Here is an 18,127-nt window from a genome sequence, read left to right on the forward strand (position 1 = left end):
TCAAAGGATTTATTGATAATTACAAATCAAAAACAGAGGAACGTTTTGTGTAGATCATGTCTTTTAGTTTTAACCAAAATGCTAAAGTAAGATAAATTCCGAACCACAAACCAGCTGTAATGAATGATATGTAAATAAAAAACAAACGCACATTTGTTGCTTTCATACCTAATCTATCAGCTAAACGTGAAGCTACAAAAAATCCGTTTTTTTCAAAAAAATGTAAAAGATTTCTAATCATTTGTATCGTTATTGCTTCAAAGATATAATTATTTTTTAAGCAATGCCAATCCTACACTACATTGTAAGCATTTTTTAAAATTACAATATTCGTTTTTTAGTTGTAATAACGATTGTGTTTCAAAAGCATTTTCTGATTTAATTTTAAAAGTAGAAAATTTTTCAATGATGTTGTTTTTCTCGGGTTTAATGTTGCTTATCAATTCTATTAACTCCTCCAAATTATCTTTTCCAAAGGCTCTAGCATAAAGAAATTTAATTGGAATTACCGTATTAATAATTAGTAAATCAATAAAAGATGTACTTAAACTTTTAACTTTTGAATTACTTTCTTTTTCAAAATTATAGTGATTTTTCCAATAAATTGACGTGTCATTTTTAAAAATAAAACACAATTGGTCTATTGAATTTGCATGAATAATTTCAGAAAACAAGCTGTGTTTTAAATGATATAATTGTGCCAATTGTGCCAATCGTATTGTTGGAAAATTATCTGGACGAAGTTTAAAAAATTGAATTGGTGTAATGAACGTATTTGTAAATTGATGTTTTTGTCTCAAAAATCGCCATCTTTTTTGCAAATCTGTATAATAGTTGTCTTGCTTATACTCTTCAAGCAAATTAGAAATTCCAAAAAACAATGCTTCTAGATTTTCGACTTCAAAAGATTCTTTTTTGATGACACTGAAAGGAATTGATTTAGCCATTTCATAAAATGAAACCCCATTTACATTTAATCCGAAATTTTTGGATAACAAATAAAAGAAAACTGCTTCCCAATCGTTAGTAGTTTTGTGTAAAAGTTCTTGTATTGGATTTGACTTTCGTTCTAATCGTTCAAAAAACAAACGTTCTTGCCAATTGGTAAGTATTAGTTTATCTATTGAGGCGATTTCATTTTCACAATTAATCCATGATTTTTGTAAAGCTAACTTATTGTATCCTTCTATTTCTGAGGAAGAAACATAATCTTTCAATTGTAAAACTGGAATTTCCGAATTATCTTTTCTGTAAATTTCTGTATCATTTTCCCATACCACATGAAGAATTACATTATCATAATTGACATCCCTTTCATGATTATGCAAGTACCAATCGGATGATTTTACATGAATTTCAATATTTCCTGCCCATTTTTGATTGTTGATAATGACTTGAGCATTAAAAAAATCTGGACCAGCAGTTTGAAGATATTGTCCGAAATTAATAATTTCGATAGGTTCTCCATTAGTAGTTTGGAGTTGGTTTAATGGTACTTTTTTATGCAACCATAAATAGTGTAGAAATTCTTCTTTCATGATAGTGGCTTGTATTAATGTATTGGCTTGTAATAAAGTACAAATATAATTAAAAAACAAAAACTTGCAAATCAAAGACTTACAAGTTTTAAATTTTAATAGGTTATTTACTTTTTATTTTATTGAACTGATGATATCATGTTTTGTAATGATATGGTATTTTCCTTCTCCTAAATCTACAATAACTGCTTGATTATCTTTGTTTATTAATTTAGAAATTTCTTCAATTGGAGTATTTTTATCCACAATTGGGTAAGGTTTACCCATTATTTCCTTGATAGGTTTATCAGCAATATCTTTGTTTTCAACATAGCTTCTAAACAAATCAGACTCATCAATACTACCTACAAAACCTGAAGTATCTATAACTGGAATTTGAGAAATATTGTATTTTTTTAAACGCTCAATGGCATGAGAAACTAATTCTTCTGTTCTAACAATGACTAAAGGCTTGTTGATGTGCTCTTTTATTACATCTTCTGCTTTTGTAATTTCTTCCTCTAAGAAACCTCTTTCTCTCATCCAATCATCATTGAACATTTTTCCAACATATCTACTTCCCGAATCGTGAAACAACACCACAACAACATCCTCTGGCTTGAAATGATGTTTCAATTGAATTAGACCTTTAACTGCAGCTCCAGCTGAATTTCCAACAAAAATACCTTCTTCAACTGCAATTTTTCTTGTGTAAACAGCAGCATCTTTATCCGTTACTTTTGTAAAACCATCAATTAATGAAAAATCAACGTTTTTAGGTAAAATATCTTCTCCAATTCCTTCTGTAATGTAAGAATAGATTTCGTTTTCATCAAAAATTCCTGTTTCATGGTATTTTTTAAAAACAGAACCATAAGTATCAATTCCCCAAATTTTGATGTTTGGATTTTTCTCTTTTAAATATTTGGCAACTCCAGAAATTGTTCCTCCAGTTCCTACTCCAACAATAAAATGTGTTATTTTACCTTCAGTTTGTTCCCAAATTTCTGGTCCAGTTTGCTCGTAGTGAGCTATTGCATTACTCGGATTATCGTATTGATTAACGTACCATGAATTTGGAATTTCAGTTGCTAATCTTTTAGAAACTGAATAATAAGATCTTGGATCAGTTGGTTCTACATCAGTTGGACACACTACTACTTTAGCACCAACAGCGCGAAGAATATCCATTTTTTCTTTGGATTGTTTGTCGGAAATTACAAAAATACATTTATAACCTTTAACAATAGCTGCTAATGCCAAACCCATTCCTGTATTTCCAGAAGTTCCTTCAATAATTGTTCCTCCTGGTTTTAATCTTCCATCTGCTTCAGCATCTTCAACCATTTTAACAGCCATTCTATCTTTAACTGAATTTCCTGGATTGAAAGTTTCTACTTTAGCCAATACAAGTGCATCAACTTCAGAAGTTACTTTATTTAATCTAACTAATGGTGTATTACCAATAGTTTCTAATATATTTTTTGCGTAATTCATAATGAATTTTACTTATTTAAATTTTGTAACTGCAAAGATATGGGTTTGAAATAGGATGTCAAAATAAGTTAGTGATTTGTTGTAGAATTGATTTTCAGAGGCCTTTATAAATTATCAATACAAAAAGATTTTTAACCCTGATTGGAATGGAAATCCTTTTATATACTTTGAGGTTTGTAAAACATTGAAGTATTTAAAAGATTGGAAAGGAAAGCAGGAATTACCTTTATTAAAATGCCAAAAATGTTGTTTTAAGAAAATAAATTATTGAAAAAAGTTCCAAACTAAACCAAATCTGACCATGAAATCACGGTACGGATAATTGGGTGCTGAATAGAAATTATAGCCTGTAAAAGCGGAATTGAAATGTTCTGCTTTAAGAAATATTCGGGCTTGTTTTACTCTTGCATTGACAAAAAAATCGATTAACGGGAAAGCGCCTATTTTTGTTTCTGTTTGTGTGTAAAATTCACCAATGACAGGATTATAATCATTAGCATAATATTTGGTAAAATAATTTAATGTGAATCCGGTTTGGATCAACATGGCCTTTTTGAAGACTTTATCTGTAAAATAAAAGGAATTTCGAGTCACTATTTGAGGGACATTTAAAACGTTTTCATTTTGTTGTACATTTTGGTACAATAAGGTATTATCTAAAGCAAATTTCCAAAATTTGATTTCTTTATTTGCCTTTACAGACAAATAATTAATGGTATTGTTAAATTGTGTAGGTTTAACTAACAAACTTGTTATATCGTTAGTGGTATTATCGAAATACAAGTGATCGTTAAGGATTTTATATTGAACTGATAGATTCAACCATTTAGTATCTGCATCCACTTGAAATTGATTTGTTTTTTCGTTTTTAAAGTTATTGAACCAATTATAATTTACATAACTGCTTTGATGTAAGGTATAATTTAAGCTTGGTAGGCTGTTTATTTTTTGATATTGAAAAGCAAACTTGTAGTCATCATTCAATTTGTAGGATAAATTTGCTTCAATATTAGAAACTGATTGACTAGAAAAAGTATTAGATATTTTTAAATTTGCAATTAAAGTACTTGCATAATACGTATAGGAACCTCCAAAAGAATTTAATCTATCATTAATTGAATTAGGAACAGAAATTGCACCTGAAGCGTCATATACTAGACTATTATAATAGTAGTTATAATTGTTATCATCTATAAAAAATTCAACATCACCATAATCTTTTGTTTTATAAGCAATACCTACTTTATTATATAAATTATTGTAACGTGTTTTATTATTTATTTGATTTGAAAAACTAGTACCTAAACGACTACTTACTGTATTTTGAGTAAATTCATAAAACTTATATTCTTGAATAAATTGATGTGTAAAAACGAGACTATTTGGATTGGTTTTTGAAAATTTAAATGAATGATCAATAAAAAAGCGATTTCCTTTTAGGAAAGATCTTGCGTCATTAAAGTAAACATCCAATCGTTCTCTTTTATCCAAAGGGCTTTCAGATAATTCAAACAATGCAACATCAATAATTCCACCATTTTCTTGGTTTGTGATGTCTTGACCTGTAAAGTGAGCGTTTAAATTATATCTTTTATCTTTCGTAAAATAACTTGTTGTAAATTTGAAATTTCCTGAACTTGACAAACTATTTAAGTATTTACCTAAGGATCGTAAACCCTTATATTCTATAGAAAAATTTAAATTAGGTTTGGTGTTTAATGTTAAAAAAGCATCAACAGATTGACCTTGTTCCATTACTGTTTTAAAGTATAATTCTGTCAAAGGCGTAGGAACTGAAAAATATTTAACATCACTTACCTCTAGATAACTGAAATGTTTTCCTTTAAAACCCATATTAGGAAATACAGATTTTGTATTGAGTCCATAATTTAAAGTATTGTATGTATTACCTTCGTTTGCAAATTCTAATAACCCAAAGTTATCTTTTCTTAAAAAATTGTACTTATATTCACTTTTAATTGTTAGTGTTGTGTCTACGTATGTTGTGTCTCTTTCTATAGAAAATATTTTGTATAAAATAATTGATGGCTTTTCAGTTTTATCAATTGCAATTCTTAAGAATTGTTTTGTTGTGTCTTTAACCTTGTTATTCCCATATAAGGAATTTACATTATTTTTAAGAGTGTTTTGAGACAAACTTAAAAGTGGAGTTATAAAAAGAAAATACAGAAGGAATTTAAAACGCATCATATTTAACATAATTGCAAATGTATGCAAATTTAATCAAAAAAAAGGGCTACAAATTGTAGCCCTTTAAATATAAAACATAAGTATTAAATTTTAGTGTAAACAGAAACACCTTTTTCACCGTAACCTAAACATTCCCAAGATAAGGTAAATTGTGTAGCAGAATTTTGTGCGTTTACTCCAGTAGCTTGCGGAATTATAGCTCCCCATGGATCTGACTGACCTGACCAAGTAATACTACCACAGTTAACTGAAAACACTAAATCTCTATTACCAGCTTGACTAGCAGCACCCGTACCATATGCAGAAGCATAAGGGCCAGTTGAATACAAACCACCAGAGAAGTCATCTAATTTATAAGTATTAACTCCCTGAGCTACTAAAGTAGCTGTTGTAGTGTTGGTTGGATAAGAAGATAAGAAATCATGAAATTCATAAGTAGTTGTAACATTGTAGTTACCTGCTAAATTAGTAGAACAGAATCTAAACATTGTAACAGTGTGCACATTAGAACCAGGCATTGCGTCAAGAGTAGATGCAAAATTTAAAATTAATGTTGAATTTCCCGATACAGGTATATTGTCATAATTTGCAAAAACTTTAACAGTAGTAGAATACTCACCTGCAGGAATAATTAATGATGCAGGATCAATAGTATACATATTTGCAGTAGCAGTAGACTCTGGGTCAACATCAAAAGAAATAGTTCTTGGAGCACTAGATTTTGATGTCACACCAACAACAAATTCCACAAAAGAAGCTTCTGTATTACTTGAAGCTAAATTGGAAGCTGGTGTCTTAAACAAATAAGATGTTAGAGAACCATCATAGGCCTTGTAATTATCATCACCTCCATCACAACTAAAAATAGCTAATGATAAAGTAAAAATAATAATTTTAAATAAATTAATTTTTTTCATTTCTATAGATTTATTAAGGAGAGAATAAAATTCTCTCCTAGATTAATTAATAATTTGGATTTTGTTGAATAGAGACATTTCCAGCAACTTCATTTTGAGGTATTGGAAAAGTAAATCTATAATCACTTACTGCTAAAGTAAGAGGGGTTGAAGAAACTATATCATCAGTAGGATTTCTGTCTATACCTGGAACACCAGCTAAAGTAGCAAGTCTTTTAATATCAATATATCTATGACCTTCATAAGATAATTCTTTTCTTCTTTCTAACAAAATGTCAGCCCAAGCTTGTTGAGGTGTAGTGTAAGTAGGTAGTGTTTGACCAGTTCCTCTTGCGGATCTGATTTGTTGAACATAAGCAGCTGCTTGACCTAGATTTTGTGTAGTTCCACCAACTTCACATTCTGCTAATATTAAAACCATTTCAGATGATCTAAATAATTTTAAATCATTTCTTAATTGTTGCGGTAGTTTACCTGGATACTTATTAATAGGTAAAATATCAGAAGTTAAAAAATTTGGATTTGTAAGATAGTTAGGATCTATAACGGCTGTAGCATCTATCCAATTTACTCTTCTTACATCTGAAGGAAAAGCATCATATAAATTAAATAAGTTTCTACCCATGTCATGAAAAGCACCTCCAGTTGCAGTAGTAAGATTAAAGTACCACAAACTACCGATATTTGACCAAGTACCTGCAACAGGTCTAGAAGCTGCAAAAATAGTTTCACCTTGACTTAAATCATTCCACATTAAGTTATAAGTAACAGTTGAAGTTGTTACAGGTAATGCAGCTATTGCATTTAATGCATAAACTTTAGCATTTACATAATCTTTTCTGTAAAGATACATTCTTGCTCTGATAGCATTAACTAAATTTGGAGTTACAAATTTATAATCTAGCGCCGATGGGGATAAATTATTTTCAGCGAACAATAAATCACTTTCCATTAAGGTGTAAATCTCACCATTTGTAGCTCTTGGTAATTTAGCATCAATTGGAGGAACAAAATCTAACAAAATAACACCAAGTGCATTATTATCTGCAGGGTTTGTAGAAAAGAAAGACACTAATTGTAGGTATGAATAAGCTCTTAAAGCTCTAGCCTCAGCTAGAATAGAATTTTTTTGAGCTTCTTCAGCAGGAGTCGTAGGAACTACTAAATTAGATACTTCTAACAATCTATTAACTCTATTTATAACACCATAATGAGTTATCCACAAACTAGATGCGTTTCCACTATTAGCATTAAATAAATATCTGTGTAACTGAAGACCTTGACCACCATTGTTAGGACCTATACCAACTTCATCAGTAAAAACACTAGTAAATTCAATTTCGTTTGTATTATTCAATCTTGAATAAATATCACCTAATAAAAACTGTCTTAAATTATCTACAGTTTGAAATGAAGCTTCGTTGTTAATCTCACCATCTTGTACAATTTCTAAAGCATCATCACAAGAAAAGGTAAATATAGCAAGAAATGCTACTAATAAAATTCTCTTAATTTTTTTCATAATTTTTTTATTTATTAAAACCCGATACTAGCTCCAAAAGAAATAGTTCTAGGATTTGGGAAATTAGTTACAGATAAAGCTGTAATAGCTTCAGGATCAAAACCTCTCCATTTTGTCCAAGTTAATAAATTTTCACCTTGCACATAAAATCTCATACTTGAAATAGCAGTATCTTTAAGGAATTTAGCAGGGAAATTATAACCTAAGTTAACATTTTTAAGACGCAAAAAGGAAGAGTCATATAAAAATCTATCAGAATCCAAAAAGACATCATTATTAGAAGCTTGTAATGAAGGAACGTTTGAATTAACATTATTTGGAGTCCATTGGTTTAAGAAGTCAGCAGTCACATTATCATCATTTATGAAATTAGGATTTGAAGCCCATCTGAATTGATTGTCTATTCTCCAAACATCCGCTTGATAAGAAAATAAAGTGTTTAAGAAAAATCCTTTATAATCTACATTTACACCAAAACCTCCTTGATAAACAGGTAAATTACTTTTACCAGTAGCTCTTCTATCTTGAGCTTCGTCAGGAGTCTCTGTTAACTGGTTATTTCTATCCAAATACAATAAATTACCGTTAGCAGGGTTAACACCAACATAAGGTATTAAATTCCACTCATTTAAAGTATTACCAACTTGAAGTAAGTTTGAAACTCCACTTTGATCAGTCTCCAATAATTGTTTAACTTCGTTTTTGTTGTAAGAAGAATTAGCAAAAACAGACAATCTCAAATTATCATTTCTGATAATATTGTACTTTAAACTAAGCTCAACTCCTGAATTTTGAATCTCACCATTATTACCAGAGAAACCATACAAACCAGTTACAGCTGAAGTATTTATAGTATTAAATAATTGTGTAGTATTTTTTTTGTAAACGTCTAAATTACCTTCTAATTTGTTTTTGAACATAATAAAATCTATACCAATATTTGCTTGTGTAATCTCTTCCCATCTAGCTGCAGTATTTGCAATTTGACCAACTAAAAGAGAACCAGGAGTATTGTTATATCCGTTACCTGAAGCATTTAAATCTCTTACAATACTAGCAGAAGTCAATAATGATGGAAAACCGTAATTTGCGCCAGAAATATTCTGGTTACCATTAGTTCCATAAGAAGCTCTTAACTTTAACATATCAAAAACAGATCCATCCATAAACTTCTCTCTATCAATATTCCATCTAGCAGAAGCTGACCAAAATGTACCCCATTTGTTATCACCAATAAATCTGTAAGTACCATCTCTTCTTAATACTGCACCAATACCGTATTTATCTTTAAAACTATAATCAGCTGTAGCAAATAAAGCAAGCGTACCACCTGTAAGTTTAGCACCATTTACAGTTGAAATATATGCATTAGGAGTAGCTGGATTAAAAGCCACATAACCAGTACCAGCACCAGGAACATAATTTAACGGATTTAATCCATTTTGTCTTGAACCTTTAGATATATAATGTGCTTTGGTGTATTCAATGAAAGCAGCAACATTAACATCATGGTTTTCTTTATACACTTTATTGAAGTTTATACTAGCAATATTTGTAAAAGTTAAATCTTTGGTATTGTTTCTATCTTCAAAACCACCAAATTGTTCACCTCTTCCTTGTGCAACAACTAATGCTAGATAAGATTGAGGAGCTCTACCAAAAACTAAATCACTATCCTTAATATCTAAACCTGATCTATTTCTTAGAGTTAAATTATCAGTTAATTTATATGAGGCACCTATATTAATAATTGCAGAGTTTTCAGTAAAAAAACTAGGAAGAGAACCTGGTCTTAGAATATCTTGTAAAACATAAGTATCATTAGCACCTTGAAAGTTTGTCCCAATTGCAGCTAAAAGCTCAGCACCTGTATTATAAGGACTTGGAGCAAAGTACGGCAAACCCATTAAACCTCCATGTAATGGATTTTGGATAGTATTATTATTAACACCATCGTTTGTTTCTTGGTTTAACTGATTTCTTTTAGAATGAGCCAAAGCTATTTGAGTGTCAAAGGTAAATTTACCATCTTTAGATTTGCCTTGTAAATTGTTTCTTAAAGAAAATCTTTTAAAATCAGTAGTAGGAACCATACCTCCTTGTTCAAAATAACTTAAAGATGTGAAAGTTGATAAATTTTCACCACCAAAAGACACTCCTAAATTATGTTGTCTAGTTACATCAGTTTTGAAAAATTCATCTAACCAATTGGTATTAATGTTGTAAGCAGCAATTTCCGCATCTGTTAACGTAGCCCCAAGCCCAGTATTCGCAAGTTTTTCAATAGTCAAAAGCTCCCTAGCATCTGCCATATTGTATTTGTTTTCTGGCAATGTATTGAACCCAGTTACGCCATCATAAGTAAACTTAACACCAGAATTATATTTTGCATTTTTTGTAGTAATTTGAATTACTCCATTAGCCCCTTTGTTACCATAAATAGAGGTACCTGCAGCATCTCTAAGAACTGTAACAGTTTCAATGTCATTTTGATTTAAATTCCTAAATTGATTAGATGTTGAAGGAATTCCATCAATTACAATCAATGGATCTGTGTTACCATTGATTGAAGAAGCACCACGAATAAAACCATCAAACTTTGCAGAACCTGGAGAACCAGAAGAAGAAATTAATGTTAATCCTGGACTCGTACCTTGAAGAGAAGCAAGAACAGATGCATTTGGTCTATTCTCAAGAGTCTCTCCACCAACAGTAGTTGACGCAGTAGTACTTGTAACTTTGGTTTGAGTTCGGTCATAACCTACTTTCAATACAATTGTTTCTAATGTGGCAACATTTAAAACAACGTCATATTTATTTGACTGCCCAATTGTAATAGTTTTTTTGGATTCAAAATAAGAAACCTCTAAAACCTCTCCAACACTTGCTCTGATGGAATAATTACCATCAAAATCTGTACTAGTACCTCTTTTTGTACCTTTTACAATTACACTTGCACCTGCTACAGGTCCAGCATCATCTGTAACAACACCTGTAATAGTTTTCTCTTGAGCAAAGGAAAACTGCATAGTAAACGCTACCATAAGCGTAAAAATCCATTTGAACTTCGATCTCATATTTATTTTATTTGAGTTAGTTATTCTGCAAATCTCTTAAATATTTCTTAATTAAACAAATAAAAATGAAATAATATTCACTTTTATTTAAAGTTTTGATACCTATAATAATTCATCTTTTTTAATGGATTCAAAAAAAACAAAAAGGTTGCGTTGTTAAGAAAGAAAAACAAAAAAACTCAATATTTCTATTGAGTTTTTTTGTTTTGAAATTTATTTTTTTTTGCAATCTACAAAATTATTTTTTTCGCAACAATGACATTAGACTTATCGCTAACAACAACGTTATAAAACCCATTATTTAATTTATTTAAATCAAACATTCCTGATTGGCTTTCGATTATATCTTGAAAAATTAACCTGCCATTAATATCAAATATTTTCATATTTAAAACATTAGAAAAATTTTCTATTTCATAATTAAGAATTTTAGCGGAATTCCATAACAGGAAGTCATTTTTGTCAAATTTAACTAAATCTAAATTTGCATCTGCATCTACACCTGTTATCACAAGTGAATAATTCTGTGCTCCACCAATAAGCGATCCTTTGTGAGAAACATTCACTCTGTAAATTCCAGAAGGATTTAAAACATCAGCCCTTTCAAATGGATCAACATCATTATTCCCCTTGACAGCAGTTATATTACTCCAATCTTTATTCAATTTCCATGGCAAATGAGTTTCAGCTAACTTTGTGATTGTAATATCTAAATCATTAACTAATCTCGAATTAATTTGATCCACAACACCAGCAGTAGCGGTAACTCCTGGTCTGTCTGTCCACGATATCGAAGCTTTAAGAGGCTCGTCTCCAAGCGCTAAAACATCTATGAAATAAGTCTGGTTATTATTTAATGTATTTTCAGAAACAATAGACTCAACATTATTTTTTTGTAAGGTTTCTATCATTTTTGCGGTATTTAACAAACCCCAACCGAACATATGGTCAGGACCTTCAGAAGGACCTGCTTCATCAGCAGTATGAAGTGCCAAACCTTTCAGAGTACTTGCGTTTAAAAAAGGTGAACCAAAATGTTGTTGCACCAATAACAATGAGGAAGCGACTCCTGGAGAAGCCATAGAAGTACCATTCAAACTAGCATAAGCTGTGTCACTTGAGCTTGATATAGAAAAAACATTAACCCCTTTTGCAACTAAATCGGGCTTAATTCTAAAATCGTCAGTTGGACCAAAACTAGAAAAATTTGACATCACAACACTAGAAGAATTCAAATAAGTAGGAACACTATTGACAGCACCTACAACAATAGAGTTTTTTGATGTTTTATCACCATTCAACAAATCATTACCATTTTTACTTGGATTTAATGTCGAGAAACTATCTCTGTCATTTCCTGCAGCATAAATAGGTATGTATTTTGGATTATTGAAGCAAATATTATCAACAGCATTTGAATCTGAAACATAAGCACCAAAATTCCAAACAGATAAATTAGAAGCAATAGCACCGTATGAGTGATTTGAAATCAACAAACCAAAACCTGCATACTGATTCATTTCAGCTATGTCATTATTCCAATCAAAAATCCAACCTTCCGCATCATAAGCAATACCTCTACCTGATAAATTAGTAGAACTCAAACCGTTTGATAAAACTGTACCAGTTACGTGAGAGGAATGATTACTTGTACCATTAGGAGAAGGACCATCAACAGCTAATAATCTTGAAATACCTACACTATTCTTGTAATCATTATGCGAAAGTCTAGGGTGATTTTGATCCCAAACACCAGCAATCATATTTAATCCTGACAAGTTTAAGCCCATACTACCGCCTGGCTGAACTAAATTAGCACGTGTAGTCAATGCAGCACCAGCATTATTGGTCGAATAATAAACTGGTTGACCTTCATTAAACCTAACTAATTTTCCAACATTTCCTTTAGAATCAACAACTTCTAAAGGAATACCTAAAGATATGGCTTTATTATCAGCATCATTTTTTTCAGTAAAAGAATACTTAATTGAATCAAACACAACGGTTTTATCATTTATCGTCTTATAATATTCTACTATCTTTGCACGTTCCTGTTCATTTTGACTAAATGAAGCAGTAGTGAAAATTGCAATTAGTAAAGTAGTTAATCTTTTCATAATTTATTTTTTTAATGTAATTTACAAATATATTTATTTATTTTCTAAATCAATTAATTGAAATGTTAAAATTAAATTATTCTAATCATGAACTCGAATACGGCACTGATGAAGCCGGAAGAGGCTGTTTAGCAGGGCCAGTAACTGCTGCTGCAATTCTATTAAAAAAAGATTTTTTTTTAGAAAATCTAAATGATTCTAAACAGATTTCTGAGAAAAATAGATTTAAAATTAGACCTTTTATTGAAGAAAATGCCATTTCTTTTTCTGTAAAAAATATTTTTAATGATGAAATTGACGAAATAAACATACTCAACGCATCGATGAAAGCCATGCAAGAATGCTTGCTTAAAGTAAACCCAAAACCTGAATATATTATTGTAGATGGAAATAGATCAATTTTCTCTAAATTGGGTTTAAAACAGACTAAAGGAAAGATATTTTCTAACGAAGAAATTGATTATTTAAAGTCTATTCCAAATACAAGTGTTATTAAAGGTGACTCTAAATACACTTCTATTGCAGCTGCGTCAATTTTAGCAAAAACATATCGAGATGAATATATGGATAAAATTCACGAAGAATTTCCCATGTATAATTGGAAAAAAAATAAAGGCTATCCTACAAAAGAACATAGAGAAGCTATAATGAAATATGGCGTTACGAAGTATCACAGAATGTCGTTTAGATTATTACCCGAGCAACTTTCATTGGATATATGATTTTTGGACATTTTGATTGTTGGAGTAATCGAATCATCAATTGATAAAAGTTGCTTCAAATAAAACTGAAAAATGCTGAATAATTTTTGATTTCACTTCTTCTTGATCAATTTCTTTATTTAATTCTGCGTGCATAGATGTTACTGCTTTTCCTTTAATACCACAAGGAATGATATTATCAAAGTAGCCCAAATCTGCATTTACGTTCAAGGCAAAACCGTGCATTGTAACCCATCTACTGGCACGAACTCCCATAGCGCAAATTTTTCTAGCAAAAGGTGTTCCTACATCCAACCAAACTCCTGTTTCACCTTCACTTCTTGTACCAATTATAGCATATTCTGCTAGAGTTAAAATTATTGCTTCCTCCAAAAAACGAAGGTATTTATGAATATCTGTAAAAAAATTTTCTAAATCTAAAATAGGATAACCAACTATTTGGCCAGGACCATGATATGTAATATCTCCACCTCTATTAATTTTATAAAATGTTGCTCCTTTATTTGCTAACTGCTTTTCTGAAAGTAATAAATTAGTCAAATCACCACTTTTACCTAAAGTATAAACATGAGGATGTTCTACATAAAGAAAATAATTGGGTGTTTCATTATCTTTATCTTCTCTTCTATTTTTAATTTTTAAATCAACAATGTCTTTAAAAAGCGTTTCCTGAAAGTCCCAAGTTTCCTTGTAGTCCTTTTTTCCTAAATCTTTAAGATGAATTTTTTTGTTCATTATTCTAATTCTACTTCAAAATTTAAATTTTCACTTTCCATGTAGTCATTCATTGAAAAAGTAAGCACAACTGATTTTTTGTCATCACTGATAACGGCATTTGGAATCGAAATACTTTTTATTTTTTTGGGAAATGAAACTTCCATATAGTATTTAGATTGCTCAAAAACCATTTTCATCGTTTCATCCATTTTTTCAGACAAATCATCTTCTGATTCTACGGCTTCAGACGCTTCTTTGTTTAGACCTTTTTTAAGACCTTTCATTAACAATGCATTTGGCGATAAGCTTACCATTTTTGAAAAAGTTTTTCCATCGAATGAATATTTGGTTATCCCTTCATTTTTTGGAGAATCTTTTGTTAGTTGAGAACCCATTTGATTAAACTGAGAAGCTGCATTCATTGGCGAAACTAAATTTTGAAGTTCTTTTGGTGAAGCAAAATCAGTTGAAATAATATACTTAAATTGTTTGTTTTTTTCACTCATCAACATTCGCATGGTATAGTTTTCCATTTGTTTGTATCTCAATCTTTCCTCTTCTGGCAAACTATTGATACTGTCTTGTTTTTCTTTAAACAATTCTTTGAAAGTAAAGGTAGAATCCATTTCAGTTCTATCAAATGCACCTTTTTTATTTTTCGGTTTTTTGGAGTCAGCACCACCCATTTTATCTCCTGCCATTTCCATAATTTGCGACATATCCATATCATAAACCAATTTACCTGAATGGTCTTCGTTGAAATTAATTTTTTCGGTAATTACACAACTTGTGATGGAGTTTAAAAGAAGTAAACTCAAAATTATTTTTAGTACTTTCATTTTGAAAATTTTAGAATACAAATATACAAATGATTTCTCAAATAGCCCTGATGGGAATGGCATCCTTTTTGAAAAAAAGATAGAATGGACAGCAGGTACTACCACTCTAAAAATGCCCAAGCCTTTTGCTACAAAAAAAAATAAGAATGCTTAATAAAGAATTTAGAATTCAGAAGCTTAAACTTTTAAACTTATAAGCTTTTAAACTTTTAAACTAATACTTATCTTTGCCAGCTTAAAATATAAGATATGCTACTTTCGGAACAAGAAATCATTAGAAGAGACAAGCTTAAAGCTTTGCGTGAATTGGGTATTAACCCTTATCCTGCAGATTTATTTCCTGTAAATCACAACTCAAAACAGGTTAAAGATGGCTTTGAAGAAGGTAAGAAAGTTATTCTTGCTGGAAGAATCATGAGTGATAGAGATATGGGTAAAGCTTCTTTTGTTGAATTACAAGATAGTGAAGGCAGAATACAATTGTATTTTAATAGAGATAATATTTGCCCTGGTGAAGATAAGACGTATTACAATCAAGTTTTCAGAAAGTTAACTGATTTAGGAGATTTTATTGGTGTTGAAGGTGAATTATTTTTGACTAAAGTTGGAGAAAAATCGGTAAAAGTGGATAAATTTACTTTTTTGAGTAAAACTTTAAGACCCTTGCCCTTGCCAAAAAAAGATGAAGATGGAAAAGTTTTTGATGCTTTTGTAGATCCTGAATTAAGATACAGAATGCGTTATGTTGATTTAGTTGTAAATCCTCAAGTGAAAGAAGTATTTGTAAAAAGAACAAAATTATTTAATGCCATGCGTTCGTTTTTTAACAATGCTGGTTATATGGAAGTTGAAACTCCTGTTTTACAAGCGATTCCTGGAGGAGCTGCTGCAAGACCTTTTATTACACACCACAATAGTTTGGACATTCCATTATACATGAGAATTGCTAACGAATTATATTTAAAAAGATTAATTGTTGGTGGTTTTGATGGTGTTTACGAGTTTTCTAAAAACTTCAGAAACGAAGGAATGGACCGAACGCATAATCCTGAATTTACAGCAATGGAAATTTATGTAGCTTACAAAGACTACAATTGGATGATGGAGTTTACTGAAAATTTATTAGAACATTGTGCTATTGAAGTAAATGGAACTACTGATGCTACTTTTGGAGAACATAAAGTGAGTTTTAAGGCACCTTATAAAAGAGTTACAATGACAGATGCTATTAAAAACTTTACTGGATTTGATATCACAGGAAAATCGGAAACTGAATTGTTTGAAGCTGCAAAATCAATGGGTATTGAAGTTGATGATACAATGGGTAAAGGAAAACTTATTGATGAGATTTTTGGAGCTAAGTGCGAAGGTAATTTTATTCAACCCACTTTTATTACAGATTACCCTAAAGAAATGTCTCCATTATGCAAAGAACACAGAGATAATCCTGAATTAACTGAGCGTTTTGAACTGATGGTTTGTGGTAAAGAAATTGCAAATGCTTATTCTGAACTTAATGACCCAATAGACCAAAGAGCACGTTTTGAAAACCAAATGGCATTGGCTGAGAAAGGTGATGATGAAGCTAACGGAATTATAGATGAAGACTTTTTAAGAGCGTTAGAATACGGAATGCCACCAACTTCTGGCTTAGGAATTGGAATGGATAGATTAATGATGTTTTTAACCAACAACGCCTCAATACAAGAGGTACTCTTCTTTCCACAAATGCGCCCTGAGAAAAAACAATTGGATTTATCTGAAGATGAGAAATTAATTATCAACCTTTTAAAAGAAGAAAATAATCAACTTATTGCAGATTTAAAAGCCAAGTCAGCACTTAGTGGAAAAAAATGGGATGCTGCCATGAAAGGATTAGCAAAACATGGCTTAACGCAAGTTGTAGTTGATGGTGAAACAAAAACAGTTGTTTTAAAATAGTAATTTGACAACCTTTTATATAATTAAATTAAAGTGGCTTTTAGTCACTTTTTTTTACACTTAATTCAAACTAATTAAACCTTTTTAAAACAAAACGGTCTTATTGTTAACTTTAAAAAATAGAAATTATGAAAAAATTAATTTTAACAGTAGCATTAATTGTTACAACTGTAACTTTTGCTCAAAAAGAAAACAAAAAAGAAGCTAAATCTCCTGAACAAAGAACAGAAAAACAGCTTGAAAAAATGACTGAAGAACTTGACCTTAATGAAAAGCAACAAAAAGAAGTTAAAGAACTTTTGGAGACTCAAAAAGAAAACAGAAAGGCATTAATAGAAAAAAGAAATGAAGCAAAAGAAGGTGACAAAAAACCTAACAAAGAGGACAGAATTGCCATGAAAGAAGAAATGACAAAAAACAAAGAAGCTTTTAAAACAAAATTAAAAACTATTTTAACAGAAGAACAATTTCAAAAATGGGAAACCAATGTTGCCGAAAAGAAAGAGGAAGTGAAAGAAAGCATGAAGGAAAATAAAAAAAACAAAAAGAAATCGGATAAATAATTTTAAGTATTTATTTTGAATTTAAAAAAAAATAAGTAGATTTGAATTCAAATTAATAAACACTTTCCATTATGAAAAAAATAGTAGCACTTTTAGTTTTGTTTTTTGCATTTTCATTTAATGCTTCAGCACAAGAAAAAACTATCAATGAATTAGCTAGAGAAGACGCAAAATTATTATGTGATTACCTTGAAATAAAAGGAGATATCGTTAACGACTTTGTAACTTTATTTGAAATGAAACACGAAACTTTTCAAACAGAAGGTATTTCTGAAGAAAGAAAAGCAGTTATGTCTGATATTGTTGAGAAAAAAATATTATCAACTTTAGATGCTAGTGATATTGAAAAATTAAATATGGAACCAACAATTATGAAAAAATTGACTGGTAAAAAATAATTTTTATTTAAAATGAGTTGTCCTAAAAAAGGTTGACTCGTTAATAATTCAAATATAGTTAAATCGTAACAGAATTAATTCTGTTACGA

General features: G+C 30.3%; 14 protein-coding genes. 4 read left to right on the forward strand and 10 right to left on the reverse strand.

Annotated elements, in window-relative coordinates:
• Positions 1-19 precede the first annotated feature (19 nt).
• From ACTF56_RS08230 to ACTF56_RS08265, 8 genes are all read right to left on the reverse strand, one after another.
• Entirely contained in the window at positions 20-241 is a 222-nt protein-coding gene (locus tag ACTF56_RS08230; RefSeq protein WP_438966414.1) for a PspC domain-containing protein, read from the reverse strand.
• Positions 242-269: 28 nt separating this feature from the next.
• Positions 270-1,538, reverse strand: a complete 1,269-nt coding sequence (locus tag ACTF56_RS08235) for a DUF2851 family protein (RefSeq protein WP_438966415.1) — start codon at positions 1,536-1,538, stop codon at positions 270-272.
• 114 nt (positions 1,539-1,652) lie between these two features.
• Complete coding sequence (locus ACTF56_RS08240; RefSeq protein WP_438966416.1) at positions 1,653-3,014, reverse strand: pyridoxal-phosphate dependent enzyme; 1,362 nt, start codon at positions 3,012-3,014, stop codon at positions 1,653-1,655.
• A gap of 264 nt (positions 3,015-3,278) precedes the next feature.
• Entirely contained in the window at positions 3,279-5,225 is a 1,947-nt protein-coding gene (locus ACTF56_RS08245; RefSeq protein ID WP_438966417.1) for a putative porin, read from the reverse strand.
• Positions 5,226-5,308: 83 nt separating this feature from the next.
• On the reverse strand, positions 5,309-6,142 hold the full coding sequence (locus tag ACTF56_RS08250; RefSeq protein WP_438966418.1) for a hypothetical protein: 834 nt from the start codon (positions 6,140-6,142) through the stop codon (positions 5,309-5,311).
• Positions 6,143-6,188: 46 nt separating this feature from the next.
• Positions 6,189-7,664 carry a RagB/SusD family nutrient uptake outer membrane protein gene (locus tag ACTF56_RS08255; RefSeq protein ID WP_438966419.1) on the reverse strand — a complete coding sequence of 492 codons (1,476 nt, stop codon included), beginning with the start codon at positions 7,662-7,664 and terminating at the stop codon, positions 6,189-6,191.
• Positions 7,665-7,678: 14 nt separating this feature from the next.
• The gene (locus tag ACTF56_RS08260; protein WP_438966420.1) at positions 7,679-10,741 is read right to left on the reverse strand and encodes a SusC/RagA family TonB-linked outer membrane protein; all 3,063 of its coding nucleotides are present in this window, start codon (positions 10,739-10,741) and stop codon (positions 7,679-7,681) included.
• Positions 10,742-10,971: 230 nt separating this feature from the next.
• Positions 10,972-12,858, reverse strand: coding sequence for a S8 family serine peptidase (locus tag ACTF56_RS08265; protein ID WP_438966421.1), 1,887 nt, complete (start codon positions 12,856-12,858; stop codon positions 10,972-10,974).
• 62 nt (positions 12,859-12,920) lie between these two features.
• Here ACTF56_RS08265 and ACTF56_RS08270 point away from each other — a divergent pair, with 62 nt between their 5' ends.
• Positions 12,921-13,580 (forward strand): ribonuclease HII, encoded by a 660-nt coding sequence (locus ACTF56_RS08270; RefSeq protein WP_438966422.1) that lies wholly within the window; start codon positions 12,921-12,923, stop codon positions 13,578-13,580.
• 36 nt (positions 13,581-13,616) lie between these two features.
• Here ACTF56_RS08270 and lipB read toward each other — a convergent pair whose 3' ends face one another.
• Both lipB and ACTF56_RS08280 read right to left on the reverse strand, forming a co-directional pair.
• Positions 13,617-14,315, reverse strand: a complete 699-nt coding sequence (gene lipB, locus ACTF56_RS08275) for a lipoyl(octanoyl) transferase LipB (RefSeq protein ID WP_438966423.1) — start codon at positions 14,313-14,315, stop codon at positions 13,617-13,619.
• Complete coding sequence (locus ACTF56_RS08280; protein WP_438966424.1) at positions 14,315-15,136, reverse strand: hypothetical protein; 822 nt, start codon at positions 15,134-15,136, stop codon at positions 14,315-14,317. The genes lipB and ACTF56_RS08280 overlap by 1 nt, the downstream gene beginning before the upstream one ends.
• Before the next feature lie 249 nt (positions 15,137-15,385).
• On the opposite strand from ACTF56_RS08280, the gene lysS reads away from it, so the two are divergent.
• The 3 genes from lysS (at position 15,386) to ACTF56_RS08295 (ending at position 18,038) form a co-directional block, all read left to right on the forward strand.
• Positions 15,386-17,077 carry a lysine--tRNA ligase gene (gene lysS / locus ACTF56_RS08285; RefSeq protein WP_438966425.1) on the forward strand — a complete coding sequence of 564 codons (1,692 nt, stop codon included), beginning with the start codon at positions 15,386-15,388 and terminating at the stop codon, positions 17,075-17,077.
• Between the two features lie 128 nt (positions 17,078-17,205).
• Positions 17,206-17,640, forward strand: coding sequence for a hypothetical protein (locus ACTF56_RS08290; RefSeq protein WP_438966426.1), 435 nt, complete (start codon positions 17,206-17,208; stop codon positions 17,638-17,640).
• Positions 17,641-17,711: 71 nt separating this feature from the next.
• Positions 17,712-18,038 (forward strand): hypothetical protein, encoded by a 327-nt coding sequence (locus tag ACTF56_RS08295; protein WP_438966427.1) that lies wholly within the window; start codon positions 17,712-17,714, stop codon positions 18,036-18,038.
• Positions 18,039-18,127 lie beyond the last annotated feature (89 nt).

This window comes from Flavobacterium sp. (assembly GCF_965657075.1).
Classification (GTDB): domain Bacteria; phylum Bacteroidota; class Bacteroidia; order Flavobacteriales; family Flavobacteriaceae; genus Flavobacterium.

Coding starts and splice junctions, on each gene's coding strand:
- ACTF56_RS08230 (WP_438966414.1), bottom strand. CDS start 241: ATGATTAGAAATCTTTTACATTTTTTTGAAAAAAACGGATTTTTTGTA.
- ACTF56_RS08235 (WP_438966415.1), bottom strand. CDS start 1,538: ATGAAAGAAGAATTTCTACACTATTTATGGTTGCATAAAAAAGTACCA.
- ACTF56_RS08240 (WP_438966416.1), bottom strand. CDS start 3,014: ATGAATTACGCAAAAAATATATTAGAAACTATTGGTAATACACCATTA.
- ACTF56_RS08245 (WP_438966417.1), bottom strand. CDS start 5,225: ATGATGCGTTTTAAATTCCTTCTGTATTTTCTTTTTATAACTCCACTT.
- ACTF56_RS08250 (WP_438966418.1), bottom strand. CDS start 6,142: ATGAAAAAAATTAATTTATTTAAAATTATTATTTTTACTTTATCATTA.
- ACTF56_RS08255 (WP_438966419.1), bottom strand. CDS start 7,664: ATGAAAAAAATTAAGAGAATTTTATTAGTAGCATTTCTTGCTATATTT.
- ACTF56_RS08260 (WP_438966420.1), bottom strand. CDS start 10,741: ATGAGATCGAAGTTCAAATGGATTTTTACGCTTATGGTAGCGTTTACT.
- ACTF56_RS08265 (WP_438966421.1), bottom strand. CDS start 12,858: ATGAAAAGATTAACTACTTTACTAATTGCAATTTTCACTACTGCTTCA.
- ACTF56_RS08270 (WP_438966422.1), top strand. CDS start 12,921: ATGTTAAAATTAAATTATTCTAATCATGAACTCGAATACGGCACTGAT.
- lipB (WP_438966423.1), bottom strand. CDS start 14,315: ATGAACAAAAAAATTCATCTTAAAGATTTAGGAAAAAAGGACTACAAG.
- ACTF56_RS08280 (WP_438966424.1), bottom strand. CDS start 15,136: ATGAAAGTACTAAAAATAATTTTGAGTTTACTTCTTTTAAACTCCATC.
- lysS (WP_438966425.1), top strand. CDS start 15,386: ATGCTACTTTCGGAACAAGAAATCATTAGAAGAGACAAGCTTAAAGCT.
- ACTF56_RS08290 (WP_438966426.1), top strand. CDS start 17,206: ATGAAAAAATTAATTTTAACAGTAGCATTAATTGTTACAACTGTAACT.
- ACTF56_RS08295 (WP_438966427.1), top strand. CDS start 17,712: ATGAAAAAAATAGTAGCACTTTTAGTTTTGTTTTTTGCATTTTCATTT.